At 46.5% G+C, this 26,537-nt stretch carries 19 protein-coding genes; 6 read left to right on the top strand and 13 right to left on the bottom strand.

Features of this window, described 5'->3' with window-relative positions; genetic code table 11:
• Positions 1-20: 20 nt before the first annotated feature.
• From LMH68_RS17400 to LMH68_RS17375, 6 genes are all read right to left on the bottom strand, one after another.
• Positions 21-1,268: an ABC transporter substrate-binding protein gene (locus tag LMH68_RS17400; protein ID WP_017083012.1), complete on the bottom strand. Its 1,248-nt coding sequence runs from the start codon at positions 1,266-1,268 to the stop codon at positions 21-23.
• Between the two features lie 18 nt (positions 1,269-1,286).
• A complete protein-coding gene (locus tag LMH68_RS17395; protein ID WP_009846150.1) occupies positions 1,287-2,294 on the bottom strand; it encodes a LacI family DNA-binding transcriptional regulator in 1,008 nt (335 codons plus the stop codon).
• Between the two features lie 446 nt (positions 2,295-2,740).
• Entirely contained in the window at positions 2,741-4,759 is a 2,019-nt protein-coding gene (locus tag LMH68_RS17390) for a methyl-accepting chemotaxis protein (protein ID WP_229647892.1), read from the bottom strand.
• Positions 4,760-4,959: 200 nt separating this feature from the next.
• Entirely contained in the window at positions 4,960-6,300 is a 1,341-nt protein-coding gene (locus LMH68_RS17385; protein ID WP_229647891.1) for a carbohydrate porin, read from the bottom strand.
• Between the two features lie 373 nt (positions 6,301-6,673).
• On the bottom strand, positions 6,674-8,734 hold the full coding sequence (locus LMH68_RS17380) for a prolyl oligopeptidase family serine peptidase (protein ID WP_229647888.1): 2,061 nt from the start codon (positions 8,732-8,734) through the stop codon (positions 6,674-6,676).
• Between the two features lie 11 nt (positions 8,735-8,745).
• Positions 8,746-9,663 (bottom strand): LysR family transcriptional regulator, encoded by a 918-nt coding sequence (locus LMH68_RS17375; RefSeq protein ID WP_017068571.1) that lies wholly within the window; start codon positions 9,661-9,663, stop codon positions 8,746-8,748.
• 234 nt (positions 9,664-9,897) lie between these two features.
• Here LMH68_RS17375 and LMH68_RS17370 point away from each other — a divergent pair, with 234 nt between their 5' ends.
• From LMH68_RS17370 to LMH68_RS17360, 3 genes are all read left to right on the top strand, one after another.
• Positions 9,898-11,592, top strand: coding sequence for an L-lactate permease (locus LMH68_RS17370; protein WP_229647886.1), 1,695 nt, complete (start codon positions 9,898-9,900; stop codon positions 11,590-11,592).
• A 201-nt stretch (positions 11,593-11,793) separates the two neighbouring features.
• Positions 11,794-12,933: an FMN-dependent L-lactate dehydrogenase LldD gene (gene lldD, locus LMH68_RS17365; RefSeq protein ID WP_229647885.1), complete on the top strand. Its 1,140-nt coding sequence runs from the start codon at positions 11,794-11,796 to the stop codon at positions 12,931-12,933.
• Between the two features lie 143 nt (positions 12,934-13,076).
• Positions 13,077-15,932, top strand: a complete 2,856-nt coding sequence (locus LMH68_RS17360; protein ID WP_229647884.1) for an FAD-binding and (Fe-S)-binding domain-containing protein — start codon at positions 13,077-13,079, stop codon at positions 15,930-15,932.
• Positions 15,933-16,072: 140 nt separating this feature from the next.
• On the opposite strand, the gene LMH68_RS17355 is transcribed toward LMH68_RS17360, so the two are convergent.
• The 7 genes from LMH68_RS17355 to LMH68_RS17325 form a co-directional block, all read right to left on the bottom strand.
• Positions 16,073-16,315, bottom strand: coding sequence for a hypothetical protein (locus LMH68_RS17355; RefSeq protein ID WP_009846141.1), 243 nt, complete (start codon positions 16,313-16,315; stop codon positions 16,073-16,075).
• Between the two features lie 152 nt (positions 16,316-16,467).
• Complete coding sequence (locus LMH68_RS17350; RefSeq protein WP_102398456.1) at positions 16,468-18,204, bottom strand: ABC transporter permease subunit; 1,737 nt, start codon at positions 18,202-18,204, stop codon at positions 16,468-16,470.
• Positions 18,205-18,208: 4 nt separating this feature from the next.
• On the bottom strand, positions 18,209-19,720 hold the full coding sequence (locus LMH68_RS17345) for an ABC transporter substrate-binding protein (protein ID WP_229647881.1): 1,512 nt from the start codon (positions 19,718-19,720) through the stop codon (positions 18,209-18,211).
• Between the two features lie 48 nt (positions 19,721-19,768).
• Positions 19,769-20,620: an ABC transporter ATP-binding protein gene (locus LMH68_RS17340; RefSeq protein WP_229647880.1), complete on the bottom strand. Its 852-nt coding sequence runs from the start codon at positions 20,618-20,620 to the stop codon at positions 19,769-19,771.
• A complete protein-coding gene (locus LMH68_RS17335) occupies positions 20,617-21,375 on the bottom strand; it encodes an ATP-binding cassette domain-containing protein (RefSeq protein WP_229647879.1) in 759 nt (252 codons plus the stop codon). The genes LMH68_RS17340 and LMH68_RS17335 overlap by 4 nt, the downstream gene beginning before the upstream one ends.
• Positions 21,376-21,576: 201 nt before the next feature.
• Entirely contained in the window at positions 21,577-22,911 is a 1,335-nt protein-coding gene (locus tag LMH68_RS17330) for an MATE family efflux transporter (protein WP_229647878.1), read from the bottom strand.
• A gap of 243 nt (positions 22,912-23,154) precedes the next feature.
• Positions 23,155-24,024 carry an AraC family transcriptional regulator gene (locus LMH68_RS17325; RefSeq protein ID WP_017083000.1) on the bottom strand — a complete coding sequence of 290 codons (870 nt, stop codon included), beginning with the start codon at positions 24,022-24,024 and terminating at the stop codon, positions 23,155-23,157.
• Between the two features lie 115 nt (positions 24,025-24,139).
• Here LMH68_RS17325 and LMH68_RS17320 point away from each other — a divergent pair, with 115 nt between their 5' ends.
• The 3 genes from LMH68_RS17320 (at position 24,140) to LMH68_RS17310 (ending at position 26,285) form a co-directional block, all read left to right on the top strand.
• Complete coding sequence (locus tag LMH68_RS17320; protein WP_054541949.1) at positions 24,140-25,288, top strand: PLP-dependent aminotransferase family protein; 1,149 nt, start codon at positions 24,140-24,142, stop codon at positions 25,286-25,288.
• Positions 25,289-25,442: 154 nt separating this feature from the next.
• On the top strand, positions 25,443-25,778 hold the full coding sequence (locus tag LMH68_RS17315; RefSeq protein ID WP_102501627.1) for a 5-carboxymethyl-2-hydroxymuconate Delta-isomerase: 336 nt from the start codon (positions 25,443-25,445) through the stop codon (positions 25,776-25,778).
• A 75-nt stretch (positions 25,779-25,853) separates the two neighbouring features.
• The gene (locus LMH68_RS17310; RefSeq protein ID WP_102501628.1) at positions 25,854-26,285 is read left to right on the top strand and encodes a GNAT family N-acetyltransferase; all 432 of its coding nucleotides are present in this window, start codon (positions 25,854-25,856) and stop codon (positions 26,283-26,285) included.
• The last annotated feature ends 252 nt before the right edge of the window (positions 26,286-26,537 follow it).

Genomic DNA, 26,537 nt, shown 5'->3' with positions numbered 1-26,537 from the left:
TTACTTAAAGTAAAAACAAATTAAAGATTACGCGTGCGACGCTTGATTAGACGCTCTGCCTCTTTAAGCGCAGTCTTGATGTCTTTGCCTTCATCAAGTACTTCCATCAATGCGTTCTCTAAGATAATAGAACGTGCAACGTGGTCGCCTTGTGCTGGAGAGACGGGTTTGATGTTCTGTGCCACTTCAGCAAACAGTAGACGAGCTTTTTGCCCACCTAGGAATTCCATCTCTTCTTGGAAAAGCTCATCGTCATACGTTGTGATGTTCGCAGGGAAAGCGGCAATCGTTTCGAAGTGCTTAAGCTGTACTTCACGGTCAGTCGTCATGTATTCAATAAGCGCCCAAGCTTCATCTGGATTGTCTGATTGAGTTGGAATTGAAAGGAATGAACCACCCCAGCTGCCGTAGATACCATCAGGTAGGTTTTCTACTGCCCACTTACCTTTAGTTTCAGGAGCAATCCAGTTGTTTAGGTGACCAAGAAGCCAAGCGCCAGAAAGTTGAGTTGCAAATGTGCCGTTGCGAAAGCCTTCGTACCATTCGTTAGACCAAGCCAGAATGCGGCCGTCTAAGCCTTTGTCGCGAATTTCTTTTGCTACTTCAAAAGCGTGAACAAAACGCTCTGATGTAACCACTGGGTTGCCATCTTTATCGAAGTACAGACCTTCACCTTCAGGAACGGTCGTGAAGATAATCGCTTGTGCCACGTCGGCTGCCGAAGCGATAAGTTGTACGTTTTGCTCTTTCAGTTTTTCACCAGCAGCAATGTATGAATCCCAATCTTTGATTGCTTCTTCTACATCAATGCCCGCTTTTTCGAATACGTCGGTACGGTAGTACATAACACCTGGACCTAGGTCGACAGGGATACCATACATGTCGCCGTCAGCGCCTTTACCTTGTGCCCATGCGTAAGGTGCGAATCGCTCTTCGTATTTATCTGCACCGTAGTTTTCAGACAGGTTAACTAGGCCGCCAGAACCCACGAATGGACCAATTTTCTCAACGTCGACAACAATCACATCACCGGCACCAGAGCCCGTTGCAAGGTTCGTTGTGAGTTTCGTGTGGTGGTCACCGTGGTTGTTCATAAGGTAATCAACTTTAATCCCCGTTTCCTTTTCGAAATCAGGCAGTAATACCTTCAGGCTGCTATCGAAATCAGGGAAACCGTCGAAACGAATTTCTTTGTCTGCTGCATTTGCAGCTGTTGTACCTAATCCTAAAGCAACCGCGCATGAAAGCGCTAAGGTCTTAAATTTCATGTTCTATCCTTAATATTTTTATAGGGTAACTGGTAAATCCGATACCGAGTTTCTAGTGACCAACGTCGGCAGCAATTTAAAGTTCACGTCATGTTTTATTTTTTTTAGCTTCTGTAGAGTGAGCTGTACTGCTTCAACGCTCATCTCTTCAATAGGGAAATTAATGGTGGTCAAACTAGGGGTCAGATAGCGCGCGAAGATGGTGTTATCGAAGCCCACCAGTGATACATCTTTAGGAACAGACAGTCCCTCTTGATGAAGCACCTCAAAGGCGCCAAATGCCATGTGATCATTCGAAGCAAATACCGCCGTAAAGTGGCATTTTCTGTTGATCAACTTCTTCATGGCGCTGATGCCTGTCTCTTCAGTAAATCCCGCCTCAGAGACTAAGGCTTCATCGTATGGCACACCGGCTTCTTCCAGTGCCTTGCGATACCCCTGCAAACGCCCCCTAGCGTCGGCTTTATCTAAAGGCCCGGTAATACACGCGATATCTGTATGTCCCTTTTGCAAAAGATATTGAGTAGCGAGTAGCCCCCCGACTTCGTTATCAATATCAATGCAACTCATCGCCATTTCTGGGATGAAGCGGTTAATTAAAACCACAGGGGTCCCCTGTTCTTCCAATTCAATTAAATAGTCATCACTGAGCAGTTGAGTATGAAGAATCAAAGCATCGACACGACGCCCCAACAGAAACTCCACCGACTCGCGCTGCCCTTGTTCGGTGTTCGAACCCGCTGTAACCACTGCGTGGTAACCGAAGCGGCGTAGGTTTTCCTCTATGCAATGCAAGATGCCTGAATAGAAAGATCCGCCCAGTTCTGGAACAACAACACCCACACTTCCGGTACGACTTGAAGCCAAAGCCTGAGCGATAGAGTTCGGGCGATAACCCAGCTCTTTGATCGCCTTTTCAACCTTTAACTTCTTGTCGTGGCTCACTCTACTGGTGCCGTTAATCACTCTAGACACTGTCGCTTGAGACACACCTGCATGCTCTGATACGTGTTTAATTGTTGCCACTCGAACCTCGATACTTCATTAGCTTGTAACCGCTTACAAAACGATTATTAAGAAATTACGTTTTAGTTGAAGTGAGTGTCATCACACTAAACTTGGAGGTAAAAAGGCTGGATTTGGAAATCTTGAAAGCGCTTACAGATTCACTTCACACCATGAAACTGTTTCATGAGATTCTTGCTCACCTTATCAAAACAACACTCGGTTACTTGCTCCCAAAGTGCTAACAAGCATGCATAAACTCCGTTTTCAAAAAGCACGATTCGGTGATGAACCCGCAACAGGCGGTAATATACAGAGCAAAATTGACCCTATTATTTCAGTGGCTATGCGAAATTGTATGGGAACATTTCATAGGCACTTCTAATTCTCTTTCCAGAACCCGAAACTTGAAACAACAACGCCCAGCAAAGGCTGAGCGTGAAACATTGAAAAACTTAGAGTCGCCTTTAAACCTCGTTTTCTGATTGCTCCGCGAGCTTAAACTCTTGAGTTAGTGAGAACTGCTGCTGCGACATGGTTTCAAGCTGTTGACCATGAGAAAACAAAACCTGAGATCGTTGTGAGTTATCTTCAGCCAAGATGTGTATCTGGCTGATATTTTGAGTGACTTGAGAGGCAACCACTTGATGCTCTATCGTCGCGGTCGCAATTTGATGACTTCTTTGCTCTACTTCGTTGAGAAGATCAGACACCGTCGATATCGAGTGATTCACTTCGCCCGTTTGCTCAACACATTGAACCATCCCCACCACACATTGATTGATTTGTTCAACCGCCAGTTTAGAGCTAGTTTGCAACTGCTCGATCTTGTTGTGTATCTCTTGCGTCGAGGCATTGGTTTTCGCTGCTAACACTCGAACCTCATCCGCAACCACAGAGAAACCACGCCCTTGCTCTCCAGCTCGCGCCGCTTCTATTGCCGCATTCAACGCCAGTAGATTAGTTTGCTCAGAGATCCCAGATATCACATCCAAAATGGAGCCAATGCTGGCACTTTCGCTTTCGAGCTGGCCAATGGTCGCTGTTGATTCTGCTAACTTACGCTCTAAACTGCCCATTAACTCGGCGCTTTTATCCATGGTCTTCTGACCAGCACAGGAACTCGACACCGCTTCGGTTACAAGCGTTAGCGTTTGATTAGCGGCTTGAGTTATTTCGGTCACCGAGCACTCGATCTGCTCCATAGCTGTTGCCACCATCACGGTCTGATTGGTTTGGTCTTGCATCGCCTCGCTCAATGAACGGCTCGTGCTTTGATTCTCTATGGACGCCTCTTTTAAGCACGTCGACGAATAACGCATGTTCTCAATCATTTGAGTCAGATGACTGATCACTAAGTTGACCTTGTCGCTCACTGAGCCGAACTCATTATTGGCTTGATACTGCACCATCGCGCTCAAGTCTTTATTGGCAACTTGGTCGAGTGCACTTTGTAGCAGCTTGCTTGGTTTACGGATACCTTTGGCAATATTCAACCCGATCAACAGAGCAATAAGCACGGAAGCAAGTGCAATAAAACCCTGCATCACAAGGGCTTGCTGTGAAGAGTCCATCGATTCGTGATACAGGCGTGTCGCGGTGTCTTCAGCGTACATTGAAAGCTCATCAAAGTGACTTAACTGTTGATCGATTAGCTGTTCAATTTCCTGCTTTTGAAGGGAGATAGACTCATCGAGTTTGACGGTTTCTTTATGGGTAGCGACTGAGCCACTGGCTGAAAACGCGTGTGAAGCGAGCAACGATAAAGACTGTTTACTGCGGCGCAGCAAAGATGAATCCAGATTATCTAAACCTGCGACCGCTTGTTCGAATCGCTCTTTGCGACTTTGTAGGCGACGCTCTACCCCACGAACCTCCGAAGATGTTTGCAGTGAAAACGCTTCGTTGGCTTCCGCGGCAATCAAACTCAATTGCACCAACAAAGCTTCGACTGCCTTTTGTGTCTGCTCTGAATCTGCACTCGCGAGTTGATTCACCAAAGTATTATTGAGCTGTCCAACCACAGATTGAAATTGCGCTTGTCCCATCGAACCGAGATCTTTGCTATCCAAATACTCAACATAAAGCTCAAATACCTGCTCTATCTTATCGATAGTCAACAAACCTGTTTGAGTGATGTTGTTAAGCATGGCTTCCATTTGTGAACCAGCTACGCCCTTACCTTCGAACCAGTTCAATTGCTGCTGATATAGCTCGATGTTGTTTAAGACGGTTTGTTTCAGTGGCTCAAGTTCATCAATATAGTTAGCGGATAAGTAGGGTGTGGTGCTGCGATTAATGTCCAGAAATCGGATGGTTAACGTTGAAGATTGAAGCATTAATGGCGTAGCTTGCTGGGTGATGTTTTCGATTCGAGTGGTGATGTCTTTATTGCTACTGATGCTTAACCATGCAGAACCCAGCATGATCACAATCAGTACGAAGAAACCTAAATAAACTCGAGACACGATGGAAGAAAGTCTCATAGTAAATCCCTGATCTAGTGGCGAAAAAAAGGGCACAAAAATGTGCCCAAGAATGGAGTTAATTGAAACGTGCCCTAATCAATCTGCCTTTAGGGCTAAAATGGACAGTATTTACGTACTATTGAAAAGCATGGATATTCGAAAGCATGGCTCTTTGAAAATATGCCGAATTCAAAGAGCCGCTCTTTCTATATCGGTGATTACCACCAAGCTTCAAACATTGCGCCGAACGACAATGTGTCAACATTCGTTGTCTTCACTGTGTTGCCTTTGGTTTCTACATCACCCACGGTTGTGTAGAAACGAAGCATTGGACGGCTCCAAGGTAAGCCACCTAGAGAAACGTTTTGAGAAAGCGTTACTTTCCATGCGTTCTCTTCACCGTCGTCATCGTAATCAACCATGCCGTAGCCCGCTTCTAACCATGTAGAATGAACATCATCCCATTGGTACTGTGGACGAACGATACCAGCGTATTCCGTGTTCTCACGATCTAAGTCTGAGCCAGAGTTGTCTTTGTAAGACACTAAGTAATCAATGATGAACTGTTCAGATGCAGCGTAGCTACCCTCAACACTTGCATAAAAAGTCTGGTAATCACCTTTAAGGTCATATACCGATGAATCGGCACCGTCACCGTACTTAACAACCAACTTGTTAGACTCACCCAAGCCTAATGTTGCACCTACTAGGTAGGCCGTTTCATCACTGACTTTTTGTCCTTGAGTCACGACAGGCTGCATTGAATCTGTCACTGGATCGTATACGTACTCAGTCGTCGTAGACGTATCCGCTTCGCTCGATGCAAAACCGTAGTTCGCGTAAAAATCCAGATTACCAATACCTGCGTCAATACTGTGTAGCTTCGCTGTCACGGCGTATCGGCCATTGTCATTTACGAGGCCGCCTTTCACTTGGCCAACAAAGCCCATATCTAGCTTAGCGCCGCCGAAATCTAGGTTGTTAAAGCCAGCGCCTTGACCATCGTGTGTCATCCAGAAGTAATCGTTCAAACCTTGTTGCGGACGTTGATGGAAGTCGCGACCAGCCCACATATAAAGTTCTGGTTGGCTTTCAAATACGTTAGTTACACCTGCGTACATTTTTTTCATACTCAGGCCGCCGTCGTCAGCCCAAGCGTCTGCTTCCCAGTGGTCAGCCATGAATACGATGTCCCAAATCGCACCATTGTCAGCTTGGAAAAGCTTAGCTAGCTGAACCTCACCACCATTAGCTTCGTTACCCAAACGACCGACAGAACGACCTGTTGTACCGATGTCTACGTAACGCTCATCACCGCTCTTGTAGTGAGCGCCGTAACGAGCATAACCAGAGAAGACGATGCCATCTGGCACCTTAGTTTCTGCTGTTAAAACTGCGGGTTGTTGATCATTAACATAATCAATATCCACAACCTTAGATTCTAACTCTTGGATTCGTTTTTCTAATGCTTCGATATCAGTATCAGCAGCAAAAGAAGAGAGTGAAGCAAGCGAGGCCGCCACTGCGACTGTTATTGGCAAAAGCTTAAATTTTTGCATTGTAATTCCCTATTATTTTTTTGAGTTTTCATCGAACAGGGAAATATTAAGCAATGAAAGCGTTGAAAAGTTGGTTGCTGTTCACACTGATAAATCAGCCTAAATGCCATGAAACTTTTAGAATATCCATGACGAAAACTACTGATTTAAGATCAACAGGTTACGGTTGATATTGCGTGAGATATCAGCTTGAAATCGCTTTCATTTCATCAGTATTGGTGGCGGCTATCACGGAAAACAGTGTGTGAAAGTGAAGGAAATATGACGCAGTTTTGATTGGTTTTCATATATATGAAAAGCCTCAAAATCTAAGGTAGATTTTGAGGCTTCTTGGTCTGAGTAAAATACCCAGTTATCTAGAATCAAGCATTCGTTAAAGTGAATCTAGAGACGCAACCCCCATATTGAACAGAGTAAATGCGTAGATATCGGCGGTGAGATCGATCGCTTTGCTGAGCGGCATTCCGGCGCCATGGCCCGCATTAACATCAATACGAATCATCACGGGCGCACTACCTTCATGCTTATCTTGCAGCTCTGAGATGAACTTATAAGAGTGAGCAGGCACTACGCGGTCATCGTGATCAGCGGTCGTCACCAATGTTGCTGGATAATCCGTGCCACGCACCACATTATGAACCGGAGAATAGCCAAGCAGATATTCGAACATCTCTCTGTTCTGCGCGGATGTGCCATAGTCGTACGCCCACCCTTCGCCAGACGTGAATGTGTGGTAACGCAACATGTCCAACACCCCAACAGCAGGCAGAGCCACTTGGAACAGCTCAGGCTTTTGTGTCATACAAGCTCCTACCAGCAAGCCTCCGTTAGAACCGCCGCGAATCGCCAACTTATCGCTACTGGTGTAGTTTTCTTCAATTAAGAACTCGGCAGCAGCAATGAAGTCGTCAAAGACATTCTGCTTTTTCTGCTGAGTTCCCGCTTTGTGCCACGCCTTACCGTATTCGCCACCACCACGTAAGTTTGGCACCGCATATACGCCACCCAGTTCTAGCCAACTGCCCACAGTGCCCGAGAAAGAAGGCGTTAGGCTAACGTTAAAGCCACCATAGGCGTACAACATGGTTGGATTATTGCCGTCTAACACTAATCCCTTCTTGTAAGAGATAAGCATCGGAACCTTGGTGCCATCCTTCGAGGTATAGAAGACTTGTTTAGACTCAAATTGATCCGACTCAAACGGAGACTCAGAGCGTTGGTAGATTTCAGAGCTTCCAGATTCAACATCAAAAGAGAAAATCGTTGGCGACGTTACATAGTTGGTAAAGGTGTAATGAAGCTGGGTTTGCTCTTTTTTACCACCCAAACCACTGGCCGTTCCTAGCCCGGGTAAATGAATTTCACGAACTAGGCTACCTTGGTAATCCAGCTGCTCAATCTTAGACACCACATCGACCATGTAATGAGCAAACAAGTAACCACCACCAGTGCTGATATCTAACGGCTGTGGCTTTTCAGGAATGATATCGAGCCACTGTTGACTGCTAGTATCAAAGCTCACCACCTTGCCATTAGGCGCATCGAGATTGGTGTATAGAATGAAGGTCTCATCTTGGTTATCGATGAGATAAGTGTCGCTATCCACATGATCAATCAGCGTGTTCAGCGATTGTTCCTCTGAACCTAAATCGATATAGAACAGTCTGTTACCCGATGTCGACTCTCGCCCTAGAATGGTCAAGTAACGGTCGTCTTCGGTGGTGTAACCCGACACATAGCGGTGCTGCTCGGCGTTATTCTCACCAAAAACCACTTTGTCGTTGGCTTGCTCTGTACCCAACTCATGGAAGTAAAGTTTGTGCTGTTCGGTACGTGCAGAAAGCTGGCTGCCGTCTGGCTTGTCGTAACTAGAGTAATAAAAGCCGCGATTACCTAACCAAGAAATACCGGTAAATTTAGCGTCTGTGATTTCGGCTTCAAGCTGCTGTTTAGTCTCGGTATCAATCACAAAGATCTTGCGCCAGTCGCTACCACCCTCTGAAATACTGTACGCCACTAGGCTGTAATCTTTAGAAAACGACACCGCACCCAGTGATGTAGTGCCATCTTCCGAGAAAGTATTCGGATCTAGGAAAATTTCTTCTTGTTGCCCTTCTTTGTGACGATAGAGAATGCTGTGATTCTGCAGGCCATCGTTCTTATAGAAATAGGTGTACTCACCTCGCACAAACGGCTGCGAGCTCTTTTTGTAGTCTTGTGCTTTTGCCAGTCGCTCTCTCAGTTCCGCGCGATACGGGATTTGAGCGAGGTAATCAAACGTGATTGCGTTTTGACTCGCCACCCACTTCGCGGTCTCGTCACTTCTGTCGTCTTCTAGCCAACGATATGGGTCTTCGATTATCTGACCAAAGTAGTCATCGCTGACGATCTGTTTATTGGTGATTGGATATGGATACTCTTTTAAATAGCTCATCGTGATCCTTATTAAAAATAGTGAGAAATCGTCAAGTAGCGCGTTCTGATATGTTCAATCAATAACTTAATCTTGTTTGGTGGCTGGCGAGTAAAAGGGTACACCGCATAAATTCCCAACTTTTTGCCTACCAAATCAGGGAAGATATCCACCAGCTGACCATTGCGAATGTCGTGATAAACCAGACAACGTGGTACGTACGCCACACCATGCCCACCCAGCGCCGCTTTTCTTAACGCGGTCGCATTGTCAGTCGAAAAAGAGCCCGCAACACGCACGATATATTTGTCATTGTCGGTACAGCCATCTTTACTATGCAGAAACTGCCATTCGCTAGCACCCGTTGTTTGATAGGCGTATTGCAAGCAATTGTGCTGCACTAAATCTTTAGGCAGCATCGGCTTACCGTTCTTAGCAATATAAGACGGCGAAGCGCACACCACCCATTGTGAATCCAATATATGACGAGCAATGAGGCTTGAATCTTCCAAGTAGCCGGTTCGAATCACCAAATCGAGACCATCCTCAACCAAGTCGACAAAGCGATTATTCAGAGACATATCGACCGTTAAACCTGGGTGCATATTACAAAACTCGGCCACAGCGTCTGCGAGAATCAAATCTCCGGAGATAGTAGGCACTGACATTTTGATATGACCACTGACATTTTCACCAAAGCCTGAAACTGCGTCCATAGCCTCTTGAGCTGCCTGCTTCACATTTTTGGCCCCGTGTAACATTGCCTTGCCCGCCTCAGTCAAGGTCAATTTACGCGTGGTTCGATATAATAATTGCACGCCAATCTCTTCCTCTAAACGCGCAATTCTTTTACTAACTACCGAATTTGTAAGGTTATTTTGCTCTGCCACCTTACTGAAGCTGCCTAGTTCTACCACCTGTGAAAACAGGATCAAATCGTCTGCTCGCATCTGATTATGCCAATTTTGGAATTAATTATTTTCATTATTTCCCTATATCAATAAAAAATAAAGGGGTAAATTCACGCCAAATTAACAAAACAATTACAAAAACAGTCATTCCAATTACAAGATTCGCCTAAAGAAGGTTCCCGTTTAGAGGCCAAAGCGATTCAAATAATGACAAACCATAACGTGATCTTTACTTCAAACATGAACGTTTGAAAACAGTACGAGGAAGTACCCATGAGTGAAACTCTACTAGCATTATTGGCCTTTTCGCCAATAGTTGTTGCAGCGATTCTGCTGGTTGGCCTTAACTGGCCTGCAAAAAAAGCGATGCCAGTGGCATTTGCATTAACCGTTGCTATCGCCCTATTCGCATGGGATATGTCTAGCACTCGCGTGCTGGCTTCAGTATTCCAAGGCTTCGGCATTACCGTGTCGGTTCTCTGGATTGTGTTTGGCGCCATCTTCTTATTAAACACTTTGAAACACACCGGAGCTATCACCACCATCCGCAACGGATTTACTGACATATCAGCAGACCGTCGTGTACAAGCGATCATCATTGCTTGGTGTTTTGGTTCATTCATTGAGGGCGCATCTGGCTTCGGCACACCCGCTGCAATCGCCGCTCCCTTACTCGTTGCAATCGGCTTCCCAGCATTAGCTGCGGTACTGATGGGCATGATGATTCAATCTACGCCGGTATCGTTTGGCGCGGTTGGTACACCTATCATTGTTGGCGTAAACAAAGGTTTGGATACGCACAACATCGGTGAAAGCCTGATTGCCAATGGTTCAACATGGGATGCTTACCTACAACAGATCACATCAAGTGTTGCGATCATCCACGCCTGCGTTGGTGTGATGATTCCTGTATTGATGGCGATGATGCTGACTCGCTTCTTCGGTAAGAACAAAAGCTGGACTGAAGGTCTTGATATCCTGCCATTCGCACTGTTCGCAGGTGCCGCTTTCACCATTCCTTACGCACTAACGGGTGTTTTCCTAGGTGCTGAGTTCCCATCACTGATTGGTGGTTTGGTTGGCCTTGCGATTGTTGTAACAGCAGCAAAACGCGGCTTCCTAGTACCTAAATCAAAATGGGATTTTGAGAGCGAAGACAAGTGGCCTGCAGAATGGCTAGGTTCTCTGAAAATCGACCTTGACGACAACAATCAAGGCCATAAGAAGATGAGCATGGCGATGGCATGGGCACCATACGTGCTGCTAGCGGTGACCTTGGTTGCGAGCCGCGTGAACCCTGAATTCAAAGGCCTACTGAAGAGCGTTAGCCTATCGTTCAGCAACATCCTTGGTGAAACCGGTGTGAGCACTGCGATTCAGCCTCTGTATCTACCGGGCGGTATCTTGGTCTTCGTCGCGCTGGTTGCTGTTCTCATGCAATCTCGCAGCGCAACGCCACTGGCTAAAGCCTTCGGTGAATCGAGCAAGACTCTGATTGGCGCAGGCTTTGTGTTGGTGTTCACCATCCCAATGGTTCGTATCTTCATTAACTCTGGTGTGAACGGCGCAGATTTAGCAAGTATGCCCGTAACCACGGCAAACTTCGCAGCTGACCTCGTTGGTAGCGCATTCCCAGCATTGAGTGCAACGGTTGGTGCGTTAGGTGCCTTCATTGCAGGTTCGAACACAGTTTCAAACATGATGTTCAGCCAGTTCCAATTCGAAGTAGCGCAGACTCTGACTATCTCTAGTGCGGTGGTTGTTGCTCTACAAGCCGTTGGTGCAGCAGCAGGTAACATGATTGCGATTCACAACGTGGTAGCGGCATCAGCAACTGTTGGCTTGCTAGGACGCGAAGGTGCAACCCTACGTAAGACAATCATTCCAACGTTCTACTACTTGGTGATGACAGGCATCATCGGCCTAGTGGTTATCTACGGATTCAAAATGACCGACGCACTTATGTAAACCATAAGTCGTTCAAAAGCACTTGGCGTTAATACTCAATTCCCCGACAGCGACACCGTCTAATAAGACAGTTGATGAGTTCCGGGATGGATACTAGAGCACATCAACACCCATGGGTATTAACGCCATTTTCCCGAATTAAAGCAGCCCAAACCAAGCTCTCAAAGAAGAGCAACATCCCAAGAATTTAGGACTGAAATTATGATCATATCCGCATCGACTGATTACCGCGCCGCAGCAAAAGCGAAATTACCACCGTTTCTTTTCCACTACATTGATGGTGGCTCTTACGGAGAACATACCCTACGTCGCAACACGGCTGACCTAGCTGAGATTGCGCTAAAACAACGCGTACTCAACGACATGTCGGACCTAAATTTGGAAACCGAACTATTTGGCGAGAAGCTAGCGATGCCAATCGCACTGGCGCCTGTTGGTTTAACGGGTATGTACGCAAGACGCGGTGAAGTACAAGCAGCAAAAGCCGCCGACAACAAAGGCATCCCTTTTACCATGTCGACCGTGTCGGTATGTCCGATTGAAGAAGTTGCACCTAAGATTGAACGCCCAATGTGGTTCCAACTTTACGTGTTAAAAGACCGTGGCTTCATGAAGAACGTTCTTGAACGCGCTAAAGCCGCTGGCGTCACAACACTGGTCTTCACCGTGGATATGCCCGTACCCGGCGCTCGCTACCGTGACATGCACTCAGGAATGAGTGGTCCAAATGCAGCAGTACGCCGCGTATTCCAATCTATGCGTCATCCTAGCTGGGCAGTTGATGTTGGCTTGTTAGGTAAGCCACATGACCTAGGCAATATCTCAACTTATCGTGGTTCTCCTACCAAACTGGAAGACTACATCGGTTGGTTGGGCGACAACTTTGACCCATCAATTTCATGGAAAGATCTAGAGTGGATCCGTGATTTCTGGGACGGCCCTATGGTCATCAAAGGCATTCTTGATGAAGAAGATGCAAAAGACGCCGTGAGATTTGGCGCAGACGGTATCGTCGTTTCAAACCACGGCGGTCGTCAGCTTGATGGTGTTCTATCAAGCGCTAAAGCATTACCTGCAATTGCAGATGCAGTAAAAGGCGACACTAAGATTCTGGTCGACTCTGGCATTCGTACTGGCTTAGATGTAGTGCGCATGATGGCGATGGGCGCAGATTGCACCTTACTTGGCCGCTCATTCGTCTACGCGTTAGCGGCTCAAGGACAAGCAGGCGTTGAGAACCTACTCGACCTGTACGACAAAGAGATGCGCGTTGCGATGACTCTAACTGGCGCGAGGACAATCAAAGACTTAACTCGTGAATCTTTGGTGGGGCTAGATTAAGCGGCCACGATTCTGATTTAGGTTCAGACTAATGCTTTGGTCTACTTAGACTGAAGTTCAATCGGTGTCACAGCAATTCCACTGCCGTTGTGACACCGTTTAAAAACAAATCAGTGCCAAATAAGAAGCACAAGGAAGCAAAGATGGAGACAAACACATCCCATGAGCGAGTAGTAGATGCCAAAGCTTATCAGCAGCTTGAAGCGATACTGGCTCAAAAAATAGAAACGGAACGTATTGTCACTCAAGAGGCAAAGCGATTGGCTTACGGCACCGATGCGAGTTTCTATCGCTTGGTGCCGAAAATGGTTCTAAGGCTCAAGAACTTAGACGAAGTCATATTCACCATTCAAAGCTGTCGCGAACTCGGCATTCACTTTACCTTCCGCGCCGCAGGCACCAGCCTGTCAGGACAAGCGGTTTCAGACTCGGTGCTCATCACCCTTACCGACGACTGGCGTGGTCATGAAATTGTCGATAACGGCAATCAGATCATTCTTCAGCCCGGTGTGATTGGTGCTGATGCCAACAAATACCTCGCCCCTTTCCAACGTAAAATCGGCCCAGATCCAGCTTCAATCAATACCTGTAAAATCGGTGGCATCGCGGCGAATAACGCCAGCGGCATGTGTTGTGGTACTGCGCAAAACTCGTATCGCACCGTTGAGAGCATGAAAATCGTATTGAGTGATGGTTCCCTGCTTGATACGGCAGATAACGCCAGCGTTGAAGCTTTCAAGCAATCACACAAAACGTTGTTTGAAGGCATTATTGATTTACACAGACAGACTAGCTCAAATCAAGAACTGGCAGACAGAATCCGCCACAAGTACCGTCTTAAAAACACCACCGGCTACGCGCTCAATGCATTGGTCGATTACCACGACCCAATTGAGATCATAAAACACCTGATGATTGGCTCAGAAGGCACGCTAGGCTTCATCGCAGAGATCACCTACAACACCGTTATCGAACACCCGAACAAAGCTTCGGCTCTGTTGGTGTTTGCTGACATCGAACAAGCAAGTAAAGCCGTTACTACGCTATCAAAAACACCAGTTGCTGCCGTTGAATTGATGGATGGCAGAGCACTGCGTTCAGTGGCTGATAAACCGGGTATGCCCGCCTTTATGCCTAGCTTGGATTTAGAAGCCGCGGCTATTTTGGTTGAATCACACGCCAGCTCCCAGCAGGACTTAGATTTACAATGTAAATCAATTTTGGATGCATTGACTGAATACACAATTGTTGAATCAGTCCCTTTCACGTCCGATCCGAAGACAGTCGCGACTCTGTGGGGCATCCGAAAAGGCATGTTCCCAGCAGTTGGAGCCGTTCGTGAAGTTGGCACAACCGTTATCATCGAAGACGTGGCTTTCCCTGTCGAAAACCTCGCTAACGGTATTCGAGAGCTACAAGAGCTGTTCGACAAATACGACTACAGCGAAGCGATCATTTTTGGTCACGCCCTCGAAGGCAACCTGCACTTTGTATTTACTCAAGGCTTCGACAGTCAAACAGAAATCGATCGCTACGGCGGTTTCATGGACGATGTTGCCGAGCTGGTTGCGGTGAAATACCAAGGTTCTCTAAAAGCAGAGCATGGTACTGGTCGTAACATGGCGCCTTATGTGGAATTGGAATGGGGCAAAGACGGCTATGCCTTGATGCAACAGATCAAAGCGCTGTTTGATCCAGAAAGACTGCTCAACCCCGGCGTTATCATCAACGACAACCCGAATTCACACATCACCAATTTGAAGCCAATGCCTGCAGCTGATGACCTTGTCGACCGCTGTATCGAATGTGGATTCTGTGAGCCTGTGTGTCCGTCTCGTACGCTGACTCTATCACCTCGCCAACGTATTGTGTTGTACCGAGAACTGCAACGCCGCCGAGAAGCAAGTGAAGAGATAGAAGCCAGTGAACTAGAGAAAACCTTCGAATACCAAGGCATTGATACCTGCGCGGCAACAGGCCTGTGTGCTGAGCGCTGTCCGGTAGGCATTAATACGGGTGACTTAGTGAAGAAGCTTCGTGTTGCCAAGTATGAGAAGTTCACACCAATCGCTAAGTGGACAGCGGATCATTTCTCGACCACCACTAAGCTGACCAAGGCTGGCCTCAAAACCAACCAAGTGGCGAGTAAGGTTCTGGGCGCCAACACGGTCGGCAAGCTTACCAATGGCCTACGCTCAGTGACCAAAGGCGCGACACCGATTTGGATGCCAGAGATGCCGCAATCCAACAATCACTCCCTCACGGCTTCACCAATGACAGCCGAAACATCGAACAACGCGAAGAAAGTAGTTTACCTCCCTTCGTGTGCCAGTCGAACCATGGGGCAACAAAGTGATGCGGGCGACCAACGTCCTCTTACTGAAGTGACCATGTCTTTGCTCAACAAGGCAGGATTCGAGGTAATTCTACCGAAGAAGCTAGATGACCAATGCTGTGGTATGCCTTACGACAGCAAAGGAATGACCGACTTAGCACAGTCGAAGGCTCAGCAGTTGGAAGAAGTGCTATGGCAAGCCAGCCGTCAGGGTGAATACCCAATATTGATGGATACCAGCCCATGTGCTAAACGCAGTATTGAACAGTTCACCAAGCCATTAGAGGTGTTAGAGCCAACAGGGTTTGTGAATCAATATTTGCTTGAACATCTGACGCTTGAGCCGCTACAAGAAACCGTGATGCTGCATGTGACTTGTAGCTCTCGTCGAATGGGTTTAGAAAGCGCGATGTTGAGCCTTGCTAAAGCCTGTACCGAAGAGGTGATTGTTCCTGAGCATATTCAATGCTGTGGTTGGGCGGGTGATAAAGGTTTTACCACTCCAGAGCTGAATGAAGCGGCGGTACACCCACTCAAAGAACAAGTGCCGAGCAACTGTACTCGTGGATTCAGCAACAGCCGAACCTGTGAGATCGGTTTGTCACATCACAGTGGCATTCCGTATCAATCAATCTTGTACTTGGTGGACGAAGTGGCGCAGTAGCATCATTCACGATGCAAAAGGTATTAGCTTTAACCTAAAACGAAAATGGCAGCCAAATCAGGCTGCCATTTCTTTATTCGTTTGTTCGAAAGATGCTACTTAACTGGATGCTGATAAGCTAACCGTTATTAAACTAGATATTACAAAGCTAAGCGCATCAACTCTTCTGGCGAGTAGTGTTCTGCTTCTGCACCTTTGGCGATTAAGTCGATCACTTGAAATTCGCTCATGTCACCAAACTCTTTGGTTAAGTAATCACGGAACGCTTTCTCGTTCGGCCATTTGCCTCGCACGATATAGCCATCTTCCTTATCGAAATCTTCCGTCTCAAAGAAAGAAAAGTCGGTCATACCAATATTGTGGCAATACAAAACGAGATACATGTTGAATCCTTTACACTTAACTAGGGCCTGTTTAACTTTCGAGCCGATCAAAAAGCGTCTCTAAAAAGCAGGGCTAAGGTTACAACATAAATGCTAAATCGAATACCCAATCGGATCGTCAATTTAGAAACCTCAGCGACCGGATCTTTACGTTAGTCATCAAACATCAAGTTAATGGCTGCACCCAACAAGATCAGCCCAACAATTGGCCCCATGACTGCTAATGGCGCGCGCTCAATGTATGGAAGGTTCTCTGCGATCATCAAACCCCATTCAGGTGTTGGTGGCTTTGCCCCTAATCCGATGAAGCTCAGCGAGGTCAGACTTAGAGTGATAACCGGTAGCCTCAACATCGCGTGTCTTAACAACGGTGGCAACACATACGGAAGCAAGTAGAAACGGAAGATTCTAAGCTTACTGGTGCCCCATAGTGGCGCGAGGTGTGTATAAGGTTGAGCCTTGGCTTCTACGATCAAGCTTGAGCAGTGTGCAGCTAGCGGCGCCCACGACACCAATACAATCGCGATTAATGCGCTGTTCGGATTCATCCCCGTTAAGCCTGCAACAAGCAAGCCTGCAATGATGTATGGGATACCCTTAGTGATCTCGATAAGGCCTTGGCTAAAGCGGGTGTTGAAACCCATGATGATGCCCGTCACCAAGCTCAAGAACGTTGCCAATATGCCGGCTTGGAAGGTCGCAATCATACCAGAACCAATTCTCGCCAGTAGGTCTCGACCAATGCCATCTGCGCCCAAAGGTGCTTGCCAACTCGGTGATGCCAAGCGTGCGAATTGGCTAGTGTATGGGTCTCGGAATGCAGCCCATACAACGATAGCAATTAGGAAAGAGAAGATCGCAAAAGCAGTGACACGCTTTGCGCGGTTCTGGGTAAAACGAAACGAAGAGTGGCTACTGATGAGCTTGCCGCTTTTCAGGCTGTGGCCAAGAATCAATTGCTGAACAAACAAGCTCATGCTGCTCACGGCAATTGAAAATAGCAGCAACACCAATAAGCCGCCTTGCAGCGTTGGTAAGTCTTGCGCCTTGGCTGCACCAAGAATCATGCGCCCGATACCAGGGATCGAGAAGATAAGCTCAACCGCGACTGCGCCACCAGTTAAGCCAATCACGATCATCGCGATTTGCGGGATCAGACTGCTCAGCGCTCTTTTCAGCGCAAAGCGAATAATTTGATTGGAATGAACGTTGGCACTGAGCCAAGTGATCACCCAAGGTTCATTGAGAACGCGTTGTAAACTGTCTCTGAGTAGACGACTAAACAAGCCACTTGCAGGCAGTGCGAGCGCTAAACTCGGTAGCCAGATATCTTGCCAACCTTGCCAACCATACGGCGGCAGCCAACCTAACCAGATAGAGAACACCAGTATTAATACCGAGGCCACTACGTACTCTGGCAACGATATTAATACCGTACTTAAACTGCTGTAGCTCTGCCCCAGCTTGCCCTTCTTCCAACTGCGTAAGGTGGCAAGCAGGCCTGCACCACACAGTACGAAAGTCATCACCAATGCGCTAGACATCAAAAACAGAGACGTAGATGCTGTTTTTTGAATGCTTAATGCAACCGAGGAACCATCAATCCATGATTCACCTAGATCGCCTGAAAAAGCACTTCCTACCCAGTCGAGCAGGCGCTCAATAGCTGAACGGTCAAGCTGAAGATCAGCGCGTACCGCCGCTAAAGCTTCAGGCGTAAGCAGGTGTTGTTGCCCCGCCCTAGCCCGCAGAATAGATTGGCTTGGATCGATGCCTGCAATGTCAGGCATCAAACCAACAAGAATCACCACCACAATCAGTGAGGCGATTCTTGATAGCCAAGGCGTCAAGATAAATAGAGTTCGACGCAGAGTCTCAGCAGATAGCATTTATTTAGTTAACCTGTTTCGCTTGTTTGATCTGTGTAGTTTGGTCAACTAAACGGCGCTCACTTGGGTCACGAACCACATTGCTCACGCGCTCGCTTTCACCTTGAATCACACGTTCGTGAAGCAGCGGGATAGCCGCGAAATCGTTAAGGATTTTTTGTTCAGCTTCGATGATCGCTTGCTGACGCAGCGCACCTAGTGGTTGCAGATCAGCGTGATTCAGTGCTTTATCTACCTCTTGAGAACAGAACTGGCCAAGGTTGAATGAACCCTTACAACCAAAGTCGCTCATCATGTAAGCCACTGGGTCACCCGAATCTAGAACCGTTGCACGAGAAAGGATAAACGCGTCGAACTTACCAGATAGCGCATCGTTCTCGATCTGAGCATATTCACGAATATCCAGCTCAACCTTGAAACCAGCCGCTTCAAGTTGTTGCTTCAGTAGCGCTGCCACTTCTGGAAGCTCTGCACGGTCGGTAAAGGTACCAATAACAATGCTTTCGCCGTTCGCTTTTAGCGTTTTGTCAACTGCCTGACCTTCAGGTCGAATTGGTTCAGCCCAAGCAAGTGCAGGACCTAATAGGCCTTGCGCGATATCCGCGTGGTTTTCATAAACAGTATTCACGATCTGCTCACGGTCTACTGCAGCTGCCGCTACCTTACGCAGTTCAATATCGCTAAATACGCCTGACTTGTTGTTCAGGTAAAGCGTATTAGTACGAGGCATTGCCACTTCGTAAAGTAGGTTCGGATCAATGGTCGCGATTTGTGAAACGGGTACCGCTTCAACGACGTCAGCCGTGCCGGTTCTCAGTGCTGCAGCACGAGCAAAACCATTAGGAACGTATTCTGCAATTACAGATTCTACTTGCGCTTTTTCGCCCCAGTAGCCGTCAAAACGTTTCAGTTTCGCGCTGGTTGTGCCGTTGATTTCAGTCAGCTCAAACGGGCCAGTACCTGCGCCAATTGGACTAACACGACCATCTTCTTGATAAGCACTTGCTGCTAGGATCGCTAATTGAGGGCTTGATAAACGGCTTGGTAGAAGAGGGTCATCAAAGCTGGTTTTAATCTCTACACGGTAGTTGTCCATCGCTTTCACTTCTAGCTCTACGCCATCTAGGATACGCGGCTTAGGTGCTGCTTCAAGCGCTTTTTGTAGAGAGTTCACTACAGAGTTTGCCGTTAATGTCGAACCGTCATGGAATTTAACGCCTTGGCGAATCGTGAACTGCCAAGTCAGAGGATCAAGATGTTTCCAATCCGTTGCTAGCATAGGTTCTGCTTCTGAGGTTGGGCTCAGGTTAACCAGAGTTTCTGCTGTGCTCCAACGAGATAACTTAAAAGCGTCATCAGAAAGTGGCGATAAACCCGTTCTTGGTGGTTGCATCATCGCAACTCGAATTTCAGATTTTACTGCGGCATCGCTAGACCCTGGTTGAGAGTCAAAACAGCCCGTCAAAGGCAGAGCCAACGCAAGCGTGCAAGCCAGTTTGATTGAATTAAAACGCATAATTATTTTTTCTCTGTAGCTGTATTTTTTTAATAAATAAGGTTGTGTTTAACAAGTAGATTTCGAAAGAGGCTGAGACTCGATCAGCATCTGAGTCGCAGGATGAGCAGGTTTACTCATCACTTGATCGGTCGGTCCGTGCTCCACCATTTCACCATGGTCGAGTACCAGTATTTCTTCACAAAGGACTTTTGCGGCACCTAAATCGTGAGTAACCAAAATAAGGCGCATATCGCGCTTCTTTTTTAATGAATTAACCAAGTCCAACAACCTTTGGCGATTCACTGGGTCAAGGCTGGCAGTAGGTTCATCGGCCACCAGCACTGCGGGTCTAACGACAAGAGCCCGAGCAATAGCCACACGTTGAGCTTGACCTGTAGAAAGCTGATTAGGTTTCAGTAAGAGCAAACTGGCAGGCAATCCAACGTCTGAAAGCGCCTCTTCAATGATGGCTTCATGATTACCCGAAACATCTAAGTTACTTAGAGGTTCGGCTAAGATCTGTCGAACGGTATAGTAAGGGTTGAGGCTAGTGTGGGGCTCTTGAGGCACCAATTGAATCAAGCGACACACCGTTGCTTGCGCTTTGCTATCGCGAATTGGGAGCGAATAACCGAACAAGTTTATTTGACCAACGGTTGGCGCTTTAAGGCCAAATAGCAGTTCAATTAACGTTGATTTACCGGCACCAGAACGCCCAACAATTGCTAGGCTTTTGTCTTCAACATTAAGGTCTATGTTCTGTAGCGCTTTGAACGCTTTACCACCCAACCAACTTGGTACGGAGTAGTAGTGAACACTCACATTGTCGAACTTAATCTCTATCGGTGTTTGTGTTTCTGAATCAGTCACTGGCATTAATGGCGAGGCTTCTGAGTTTAGTGATAAGGTCGAGCTCATTCGATTAAGTCTCTCAATGAACAGCAGAAAGCGTGAGAGCTCGACTCAAGTGCATGTTTCGGTGCACCGTAAGCCACCACACCACCATCATCGATGACTAACAGCTTGTCACACGCCAACGCGCTATGCAGGTCATGGGTGATGAGTAAACCACCAATTTGACGCTGTTTAACATTGTGTCGAATCAGCTTAAGTATCTCTTGCTCTGTCACCGGATCTAATGCGCTGGTTGGTTCATCGGCGATGATGAGATCGGCGTTACTCAGCAAGCCAATCGCAATACAAATCCGTTGACGTTGCCCTCCCGAAATTTGGCTCGGATATAACGGCAAGATGGTTTCAGGGTTAGGAAATCCAAGCTGCATTAACAATTCAGTGAGTTTGATCTTGTCTTGTGATTTAAGCTTAGTGCGCGTCCCCGTCAATGCCAAACTGAGTTGACCTTCAATGGAAACCAGAGGATTTAATGCTTGAAGCGCATCTTGAAAGATAACTGCGGGGCGCTGTGCTGCGGTTCTTTGCAACATAGGCAAGCCACATACGGGATCGCCAGAAAGAGAAATATGGCCTTCAACCTCAACCGTCTCTGGCAGAAAACCCGCAATCGCGCGTGAAAGCATCGACTTACCAATGCCTGATGGACCCATGATCGCCAACAGCTCACCTCGATATACATCGAAATGAATATCTTGAAAAAGTGTTCTCGAAGAGGTTTTGATCGTTAATTGGTCAACAGACAGAAGTGGGGCGTTCACGCAGATACTCATAAATGGATGTTATAACATAACAACTCTATCATTAAGCCTACATGATGAAAAGCGGACATTGGACCGTATCGCATTTTATTTGCTGTTTGATTGACCATTTTTACTAGGTCATTAGATAGAAAAAGCGCCCTTAGCATAATGCTGTCAGGCGCTTTCAAAAGTACTGGCAATAACGATTGTGTTTCTAACCTAATGACACGCCGCGGATGCACCTTCTGTTGGAAGGCACTTCTGCTTAACTTGTGCGATGAACGGATACAAGAAGGCAATACGTCCCAGATAAAACAAGGTAAACGCCAACCACAAACCATGATTGCCCCACATATCGATTGATAATGCCTGTACCGCTAAAAAAACCAGCAAAGTAGCGATGCTAGAGTCTCTAACCGGACGCGTGGTTCCCGTTCCGGTAAAGATGCCGTAAACCGTTAAGCCAAAGCCAGCCACCAGCGGGAACACAATTAACCACGGAGCCATCTCTTGGTACAGCGTGACCAGCGCTAGAATATCGGTAAACAAGAAAACAATCATATCTTTAAAAATCAAAGTTAAAAGCGTCAACGCGGCAATGAAACCTGCCGTCCATTGGAAGTTAAGTCTTAATACACGATCCAACATTGAAGGGTTTTTCTGACCTACCGCTTTACCCGCGAACACACTCGATGCGTTGGCAATACCATCAAACATATAGCTGACAATGAAGGTCACCTGCATCAAGATCGCGTTAGCCGCTAGAACATCGGTACCCAGTTTAGAGCCAGTACGCGCCATCATGTTGAAGAAAACTAAAATACAGATGGTACGAAGTAAGAGATCAGTATTTGAAGAGATAATTGTCGATAGGTCTTTCTTAGTCATCTTCGAACCTTGTAGGAACTCAGAGATCGAGATATTGCTGGTCTTAATCACCAGTGTCATACCAATAGCGAAGGTGGTGACTTGTGCAATCAAACTTGCGTAGGCCACACCCGCAACACCCAAGTCGAAATAAAGTACAAACACCGCATCCAATACAATGTTCAACACGTTACCAAACACTTGTGTATAAAGAACTTCTTTGGCTTTCGCCTGCCCCATTAACCAACCAATAATGGTATAGTTGAGCAGTACAAAAGGTGCACCATAAATCAAAATACTGAAGTAGATGTGCGCGTGCTCAGCCACTTTCGCTTCAGGTTCTATCACCCACATCGCGCCTTGCCAGATGAGTGGTTGTATCAAGATAAAGATCAAACCCACCAAACCAGACAACACAAATGGACGCATCAAGCTGCCCGCTAAATCAGAACGATTCCCTTTGCCCAGTGCCATCGCACTTTGTCCCGTGGTACTAACACGGAAAAAACCAAACAGCCAATACATGGTGTTCATAATGATGGTGCCGATCGCCACGCCACCAATCAATTCAGCAATGCCAAGTTGGCCGATAACAGCAGTATCCACCGCACCTAACAAAGGCTGTGTCACCGTTGAGATGATGAAGGGGAAGGCGATTTTCAGATAATCTTTATGGGTAATGGTCATATATTCTAGCGAGTGATATTAAGAATTATTTGCAATTAGAACGGAATGCTATCGCTTAATCCGTACGTTGTCATCAATTACTGAGGTAAATTATCAACAAGCTTTCTCTTCATTACATCATCAACATAAGATGCCTTTCAGCCATTGAGTGAGCAAATTAGCCACAACAAATGAGTAAAGCCACACTCGACAAAACACAACAATACGTTACCGATACAATTCATTAGTTAGCCTAATAAAGACTCAGTAAAAACTCACAGGGAGGTAGAAATCAAGCTCAAACACCTCATCACTATTGAGAAAATGGTTCCGATGATAATGCACATACGCAGGAGTCGAGCGCTGTTTGAAACCAGAAGCCGGTAACCATTTTTCCAATACCATACTGATCTGTGGTAGCAGCTCACCATAACGACCATTAAGTCGAAATACGGCATGCAAACCGCCTGGAATCACCATCTGGTTCACGACACCTCGATACTTGATCGGCTCATCTATCGCGATGCACGCTACATAACGACACTGATCCATTTCAACCCAAGCAGGGTTAGAGTGATGCAAGCCGAATTGACTCGAAAAATCACGCTGTTCGGAGTTCGCCCATGCTTTCAATATCAACCAAGCATTGCGAATGGATCGGTTATAGCCAGTATGTCGAACATAAGCTGCCATTCGGTCTGATACTTCAACAATTTTAGGTTCCGGCAACTCCCGCTGCGACACATTCAAATAGCCTGCCGCCACTTCGGGGTCTTTCAGGTAAGGTTTTTCTGCAATCTGTAAATCATGCTTACGCCATTCTCCGGGCGACATATTAAAAGTCGCTTTAAATGCTCGGCTAAACGAAGACACAGAGCTAAAGCCACATTTATGGGCGATCTCAACCACAGACGAGCTGGTATCGAACATCAATTGATTAGCCGCATACTCCATTCGAGTGCGTCGAATGTATTGATGCAACGACTCCCCAACCACACTTTTGAACGTGCGATGAAAGTGTTGCTCTGAATACGCAGCAATCTCAGAGAGCGCTTTTGCCGACAAAGGCTGACTGATGTCTTGGTGAATATGGAACAAAACATCATTGATTCGGGATATGTGTTGTCGTGACATCGTTCAAATAGCATAAATGGACATGTTTAAGAGCATAAACGGACATGCCAGTTTTTACAATTGCCGTGTAATATCAAGCGATAGAATAAAAACGATAAACGACGAGACACAACACATGGAAATCGCACAGTCATTACAACAGATTCAATCTTCATACATTCGAGAGATCCTCGCAGCCGCAAGCGATCCAAATGTTATTTCGTTGGCCGGTGGTTTACCCGATGCGAAAACATTCCCTATCGATTTAATGAAGCCTACGCTAGAAAACCTAGCGAACATGCCTGAAGTTTTCCAATACGGTTCGACCGCCGGTTATGGCCCGTTGCTTGATCACCTAACACAAAGCTACCAATTGCCAGAATCTCACACGGCCATGATCTGTACAGGTTCTCAGCAAGGTTTGGATTTGATTGCTCGTGCGTATGTTGACCCGGGTGATGTGGTTGTGATGGAAGCGCCAAGCTACCTAGGTGCGATGCAGGTGTTTGGCCTAGTTCAAGCAAACATTGCAACCGTGTCTCAAACTGAATTTGGCCCGAACCTAGATGAACTGGAAACATGCTTTGCCGAGCAAGCGCCAAAAATGTTCTATGCCGTGCCTGATTTCCACAACCCAACCGGCGTGTGCTGGGCAACAGAAACTCGTCAAAAAGTGGCTGAGCTGTGTATCAAATACAACGTAGCCTTCATTGAAGATGCTCCATACCGTGAGCTACGTTTCACAGGTACGGAACTGCCATTGGTTTCTTCGTTCTGCCCTGATAACTCTATCGTTCTTCGTTCATTCTCTAAGATTGCATCGCCAGGCCTACGTATTGGCGCGGTAACAGGCAAACGCAGCTACCTTGAACCACTGATCAAAGTGAAGCAAGGCGCTGACTTGCACTCAAGTGTACCCATGCAAGCGCTGCTTGTTGGGCTTCTAAAGCATGATGACTTCAACGTACATATGGAAAACATTCGCACACTGTACAAGTCTCGTTATGAAGTGTTGTTTTCAGAGCTAGAAAAACAATTGCCTGCAGATTGCGTGTTAAAAGCCGTAGATGGCGGGATGTTCATTTGGGTAGAAATCCCAGAGTGCGATACCTTCGAATTAGCTAAGACTTTGCTATCGAATGGCGTCGCGGTAGTACCAAGCCCTGTATTCTATCCAAAGGCTGATGAAGCTAAAGCTGCACTGCGCTTAAACTTCACTAACGCCAACCCAGAAGAATTAACAGAAGCGGTGAAACGCTTAGCGGAAGTACTGAACCAAGCGTAATCGCTGACGATACTGACCGCTTTGGTGATTGCCTGATCGGCTTATTGCCGAGAAAGCCGCAACGAATCAGCATTAAGGGCCAATGTCATTCTCAACAAGAGAGTCACATTGGCCTTAATTTTAGGTCGCTATAAAACACAGAAAGGACATCACTTTGCCTCATTGTATTATCGAACACTCATCCACTATTGATGGTCAGCAACTCAATCAGAAAGTGTTTCTCGGCGCGATGGAATCTCAGCTGTTCTCACCAACAGGAGAAGACATCAAAGTACGCAGCCTTGCTTATCAGCATTACCAAACCGGCGAAGTAAAAGAAGACTTCGTGCATGTCTCTGTGCGTATTTTGTCTGGGCGAAACGAAAGCGTTAAAGCGATGCTCTCCAAGTCCATTTTGGATCAATTACTGACTCTTCGATTAAACAATGCTTCGCTGACCGTAGAGATCATTGATATTGAGACAAGCAGCTATTCAAAAGCCTTAGTTTAAGGACAAGTTACAAACGTACAGCCCCTCACAAATAGGGTATTTTCAAAACATTCGTTAGCAGCATGGAGCAATGAAATGGAATTGGTGATTGGTAACAACCCAGAATTGATAACGAAAGCACAATCCATTCGTCATCAAGTCTTCGTTGTTGAACAAGGCATACCGCACATATTGGATCTTGATGGGCTCGATCCTGTCTCACATCATGCACTAATCACCGATGAAGATAATTTAGTCGCGACTGCACGCTTGCACATTGATGAATCAGGGCACTCAACTATGGCGCGTGTTGCTGTTCTACAGCCTTATCGAGGATCAGGTATCGCATCTGAAATTGTTATGGCACTTCTAAAACATGCTTCTGAACATGGTGTTAAAGTCATTGAAATCCACGCCCATCAATACCTAAAGAATTACTATGAAAAGTTTGGCTTTGAGTTCATTCGTGAAGTAGAAATCGTCGGGGAACACCAGCTCATTGAAATGAGATACAACATAAGTTCGTAGCCAAATATTCAATAAACAACAAGATATCACTACTTATCTGAACTAAAACTGCTTATCAAATAGCTACCACCTCCACACACCTAAAACCACACTGATAACAATTCTAAATAGCCCTACTTTTGGTTGGTTTTTGTCCTTCCTTGGCTTGGTTATACTGCGGCGGATTTTAATAAGCCAATATGGGCAAACCTGAGTAAATCAAACTCAGTATGTATCATAAAAGGCAACCGCTCTGGATTTACGTTCCAGCTC

Origin of the sequence: Vibrio sp. F13 (genome assembly GCF_020806305.2) — a bacterium.
GTDB lineage: Bacteria > Pseudomonadota > Gammaproteobacteria > Enterobacterales > Vibrionaceae > Vibrio > Vibrio crassostreae_C.
The sequence above is the reverse complement of the archived record's forward strand: the minus strand, read 5'-3'. Positions and strand labels throughout refer to the sequence as shown.